This window comes from Roseinatronobacter alkalisoli (assembly GCF_028745735.1).
GTDB classification, from domain to species: domain Bacteria; phylum Pseudomonadota; class Alphaproteobacteria; order Rhodobacterales; family Rhodobacteraceae; genus Roseinatronobacter; species Roseinatronobacter alkalisoli.
In genome coordinates, this window is sequence record NZ_JAQZSM010000075.1 from 1 (window position 1) to 5,143 (window position 5,143).

A 5,143-nucleotide genomic window follows, 5' to 3' on the forward strand; every position below is an offset into this window, starting at 1 on the left:
TTGGCCTTATTCAGAATCTGACATCCGGTCACGAAACCAACTGGCAAGCTCGGTCACCTGCCGGTGAAGGTCCACTGTCAGTCGTACGCTGGTCAAAACTCAACCGTTTCTGTCACAGGCAGAATAGTAAGCGCCGTTTCCATCCCATTGGATTTACGGTTGCGGCGGGCGGCTTTGCCGTTTTGACTGAGCGCAACGAGCTCGCTAGGGAGTCCCGGACGAGGTCATTCTGAGGAGATGATGAGACGACGGGGGAACCCTATGCCTATCTGAACGATCTGTTCACGAAACTGGCCAATGGCCATCTTGCGCGCGACATCGACGCCCTTATGCCATGGGCCTACGTTCAGCAGGTCAAGGATGCATAAGGACCTCGTCTCGTAGTCCCTGACGAGCTACCGGACGCCCTCCGCTCCGCACCATCACGGCGACGCGCAAGCGCGAAATCAATGGGGCGCAGCCGCCGCTTACACTTTTCCGAAATATAAATCTCCGTTGAGGTCACATGAAACAATCGGCGTTCCTTCTACTTCTGGAGAATTCTTCGAGAAAATTTCCCAGCCAGAAGCGTCGAAATCATCATTGTAGCAACTTATTGTCAGATCGTTAAATTCTTCGAAGCATAACACCAAATCCCCGTCTTCCGTTATATCTACATGCGATATAGGAACGCCAAGCAAACACGATAATGCCAGCGCAGTCGCAGCGTGTTCTGGCTCATCTTTTGCTGGAAAAATGGGCAGGTTAGAGCACAAATCGCGCCAACTATCCTCAGTGCCTAGCCGTACAGGAGAAAACCAACTAAGTACACAGAAGTCGCCTATATCAGGGGGCGGCTTTATTGTTTGTATTGTCATCTCATAACCCGTCATAGCGTGGAACGAAACGATGTAGCCACCCTTCAGCCAGTCATTCAGTTTTCTAACTGTGTTTTTCATCTGGATAAATACTGCCTTATATGGCCTAATTCTCTTTGAAGTTGCCGCCCTGTCGCGACCGTTCCGTCTGGGGTACGCAATTGCCTCGACTGCCCAACTGTAGAGAATACCGCTCTGGGTTCACTAACTCCACCTGTTCGAGCATCTCTTGTTCCACCTTCCATTGTTCGAACGTCTATTTGACCACGCTGAGCAGGGTGTTGTCACGTTAACGCCCTGCACATTGCTGGCCGAGGGTTGTCAGCGTAGTTGGTGGTGATGCGAAATCAAGACATCCGCTACAAGCGCCACCGGTTTCCACCCCAGATCATCGCTCATGTCGTCTGGCTCTACGCCCGGTTCAACTTGAGCCTCCGTGAAGTCGAAGAGTTGATGTTGGAGCGCGGCGTCGACGTTTCGTACGAGACAATCCGGCGCTGGACGGTAAAGTTTGGCCCGCTAATTGCCCGTACTCTTCGGCGACGGCAACCGCGCCCTGGCGATGTCTGGCACTTGGATGAAGTCGTTGTGAAGATCGCGGGTCGGTCCTTCTGGCTTTGGCGAGCCGTTGATCAACACGGCGTCGTCCTTGAGGAGATCCTACAGCCCAAGCGAGACAAGCGCGCGGCAAAGCGACTTCTGGTCAAACTGATGAAACGCTGGGGCTTCGTGCCCAAACGGATCATTACGGACAAATTAAGATCCTACGGTGCCGCCAAGCGCGAGGTCGCACTTGGCCTGGATCATTGGTCCCACAAAGGACTCAATAACCGAGCCGAGAACAGCCATCTGCCCTTTCGAAAACGCGAGCGGGTGATGCAGGGCTTTCGATCGCCGGGGGCATTACAACGCTTCGTGTCCATACAGTCCGCCACCCGCAATTGCTTCGCCGTCCCAGCCCGCCGCCGCTCCGCCATCACCATCCGCTACCACCGGCTCGAAGCACTCGAGGCATGGAAAATCGCGGCCAATGTCGCTTGATGTGAGATCGGCACGCCAACCTGAAGACTGGTTGAGTTAATGTGACAACACCACCGCGCGCATTGCGCGTCGAAATTTCTTGGCGCAGCCCGACCTCGCTGCGCATTCAAGCACCCCTGAACGCCGCTTACACCTCTACTGACCAGATATAGAAAAAATGTCTTCTTTTACGTAGGAGGAAATATCAAATTCTGGGGTTGTTTCAATGCCATGACTCAAACCGAGAATTGACAAGTAGAAAGGATAAGCGGCAGCAACGATGACAACTTCGTGCCCGTTCTCAAAAGTGAAGGTTAATCCGCTGTCAGAGCTAAAATCCTTTGTTGTGAAACTGAGTTTTTGCACCCTAGTTGGGCTTCCCACTTTCCAAAAATGATCGAAGTCACTTTGTAAAAAACTGCTGTTCTCTAGGAGCTGTAGGCAGATTTGGCCTGCTTCTCCTCGTTCTTCATAGTCATGCATTTCACTTGAAATTCGAACTACATTCTCCAAATTTTTATCGAGTGCAAGGAAAATACTTTGAGCGCCGCTACCAGCTAAAAAACCTTTAGTACCTATAGCGCATACATTTCTGACCCAGGAACCGAATTCCTGGAGTTCTGCGGGGACTTGAATGTTGTGTGTTTTCATAATCTTAGGTTTTTTGCTATTCATTGTAAGTCCTGTACTCATCATTATCTGCTTCTTGTGTTTCCTCTCTTTCTGGGTAATGCATTGTTTCATGAGGTTTATCGCCCGATGCAGGGATGTCGATACGAGGGCCCTTCCCTGTTCTCCCAGGGCGATAACGTTCGCCATTCGGCCCAATCAGATGATCTGAATTGGGGTCTCGTACATAGTCACCACCTGTGAGTACTTCCCAATCTTGCGCTGGGTTCCCTGTCCCTCCGTTTTCAGGGGTGAGAGGGCCAGACACATGACGGCCACCACGCGGCCCTGCTTTGCTGTCTTGTTCTCCGACGAGACCATCCATGGTTAGGATGCCGTCATCAACGCTAACACCCGCCTCGAGCGTTGTCATTTCATTAATAACTACACCTGTGCCTATCACGCCAAGGGTGATACCGAGCCATGTTAGTACTACAGTTGCACATGCTGTCGAGCTTTCCGATGGGCTATGGCGGCGGAGTTTTGGTGGCGTCGTCGCCATAGAGACCAAGTCCAGATGAACCTTGCGGTGAGGACGGGCCGCGGCAACAAGCGGGCAAGAAGGTACCGGATTTCTGCCGTGGTGAGGATATCTGCCTGTCTTGGGCTCAGATCGCCGCGACAGGATTGTCCGGACTCGTTTTGTTCGGCTTGGGAATTCCTCGAAATATGGCTGGCCAGTGGTGCCAGCTGTCACTTCGCCAATCAGAATGGCCGGCAAACGCCGATCACTGCAACGAATTGCCATGATGAAATCTTCTGCCGCTGATCCCGTTAACATATCGGCCAGAATGACCAGCGGGCCATCAAAAGCGCGAGGATTGGCGTCGAGCCGGAAAGACGGCCTGCGAACAATGAATCGGCCATTCTCTCCGTTGGCCAAGGCGAGGCCCTCGTGCTGCACGGATTCAACTGCCCACGATTGCCATGTTCCGCGCACCAATCGTTGGATGACATCGACAGGTGTGTGACCTCCGCCATTTCCACGAAGATCGACAATCAGATTGTGGTATGGTGGTGCGTCATCGAGCAAAGCCGATACTTCCGTGATCGTTTCGGGTGTGCAATTAGGAAAACGGAGTAATGCAGTACCGTTTGCAACCACTCGCAAAGTTGCACCTTCTACCTGAACTGGCGCAAGTGGATGCGCAAAAGGCACGTTCCGTCCATCAGCTGTTTTCCAATGAGATGCCCCTGAGGGCAACAGGTGGGTATAAAACAGAACAGACGCTCGCGCTGCTTCACAGCGTGACGCCGACAAAAGCGGCATAAGCGCGACGACAACCTGTTCTATTGGTGTGCCATCAAGTGCAACGATCCTATCACCCGGGCTCAAATCTGGGCGTCTCGTCCTGATAACGGTCCATGATCCATCCAGCGGTCTGGCATAAAAACCAATCTGTGGGCGAAAAGAACTGTTGTCCGAGACAACTTGTGTGGCCATTGCTCAGTGCAGCGAGGAACCTTTGGCAATGTTCAACAAACGAACGCCGGTCAACCGCCTCGCTGACATCTGTGAAGAGAGCATATGCCGCGCGCCCGTCTTTATAATGTTGGGGTCGTTCATGAGGAAAGCAATTCTCGACAGCCGTCACAATTCGGGCAGCGATCCGAGTGCGATCGGCTAAGGACGGGAGTGTTTTCATGCAACTTAAGATGGCAAGTATTTTGGCTTGCCTCAAGACGAGAAGGCATATTTTCTGCCCACAGTTAAGCCCATTGGAGGCAGGCCGCTACGGCACCCCACAAAATGTCCGCTCTGCGGACATTGCGGTCATAGACCTCCGTTGCTGATTGCGCCATAGACTTCCGAAACATCACGATTGAACCATGGTAGAACAATGTCATTGGAAACTCTGCTTCTGTTTGTTCCGGCCTGCTTTGCGCTCAACATGGCATTCGGTCCGAACAACCTGCTCTCTATGACCATCGCGGCACAGAACGGGTTACTTGCCGCTGTTCTTGCGGCTTCGGGTCGCCTTGCTGCATTCGTGTTGATGATTGCCGTTGCGGCTCTTGGTATGGGCGCGCTGCTAATGGCCTCCGAAATTGCGTTCATGGTCGTCAAGCTACTGGGTGCCGCCTATTTGGTCTGGTTGGGGATCAAGATCCTGCGGTCAGATGCCGAACTGCCGTCAGAACGCCCCGAACTTGGCAAGAATGGACTTCGGACCTTTATCCGTCGGGAGTTTCTTGTGGCAATCGGAAACCCCAAGGCGATTTTGATCTTTACAGCTTTCTTTCCGCAATTCGTGGTTCCGGGAGACTACTGGATCAGTTTTCTGGTTCTTGGGACAATTTTTCTTGCGCTGGAACTCGTTGCCATCGCTCTTTATGCTTTTGCTGGCACCCGGCTTTCAAGAATGATGCGCAATGCGAGAGGCCTACGCTGGATCAACCGGATCAGTGGCGGAACAATGATCGTGTTCGGAGCGCTGCTGGCGACGGCAAGGCGTCCGACTGCCTAAGTTGCGCGTTTCGCATGATGGCGGGCACTGATTTCAGCTGATCGTGGGCAGCGATTTCACGGGAAGGCGGGCACCTGTTTCACGCGATCGCGGGCAGTGATTTCACGCGATCATGGGCAGGACTGGCCA

General features: G+C 52.9%; 5 protein-coding genes and 1 pseudogene. 3 read left to right on the plus strand and 3 right to left on the minus strand.

The window, feature by feature from the left end; genetic code table 11:
* Positions 1-254 precede the first annotated feature (254 nt).
* Positions 255-368, plus strand: a pseudogene (locus PUT78_RS22950) (transposase domain-containing protein); the annotation flags it as partial.
* A gap of 99 nt (positions 369-467) precedes the next feature.
* On the opposite strand, the gene PUT78_RS22955 reads toward PUT78_RS22950, so the two are convergent.
* Positions 468-938 (minus strand): hypothetical protein, encoded by a 471-nt coding sequence (locus PUT78_RS22955; protein ID WP_274354547.1) that lies wholly within the window; start codon positions 936-938, stop codon positions 468-470.
* A gap of 258 nt (positions 939-1,196) precedes the next feature.
* Here PUT78_RS22955 and PUT78_RS22960 point away from each other — a divergent pair, with 258 nt between their 5' ends.
* A complete protein-coding gene (locus tag PUT78_RS22960) occupies positions 1,197-1,898 on the plus strand; it encodes an IS6 family transposase (RefSeq protein WP_274354548.1) in 702 nt (233 codons plus the stop codon).
* Between the two features lie 135 nt (positions 1,899-2,033).
* Here PUT78_RS22960 and PUT78_RS22965 read toward each other — a convergent pair whose 3' ends face one another.
* Both PUT78_RS22965 and PUT78_RS22970 read right to left on the minus strand, forming a co-directional pair.
* Positions 2,034-2,552, minus strand: coding sequence for a hypothetical protein (locus PUT78_RS22965; RefSeq protein WP_274354549.1), 519 nt, complete (start codon positions 2,550-2,552; stop codon positions 2,034-2,036).
* Positions 2,545-3,990 carry a S41 family peptidase gene (locus tag PUT78_RS22970; RefSeq protein WP_274354550.1) on the minus strand — a complete coding sequence of 482 codons (1,446 nt, stop codon included), beginning with the start codon at positions 3,988-3,990 and terminating at the stop codon, positions 2,545-2,547. Before PUT78_RS22970 ends, PUT78_RS22965 begins: the two co-directional genes overlap by 8 nt.
* A 397-nt stretch (positions 3,991-4,387) precedes the next feature.
* On the opposite strand from PUT78_RS22970, the gene PUT78_RS22975 reads away from it, so the two are divergent.
* Complete coding sequence (locus PUT78_RS22975; RefSeq protein ID WP_274354551.1) at positions 4,388-5,014, plus strand: LysE family translocator; 627 nt, start codon at positions 4,388-4,390, stop codon at positions 5,012-5,014.
* Positions 5,015-5,143: the final 129 nt, after the last annotated feature.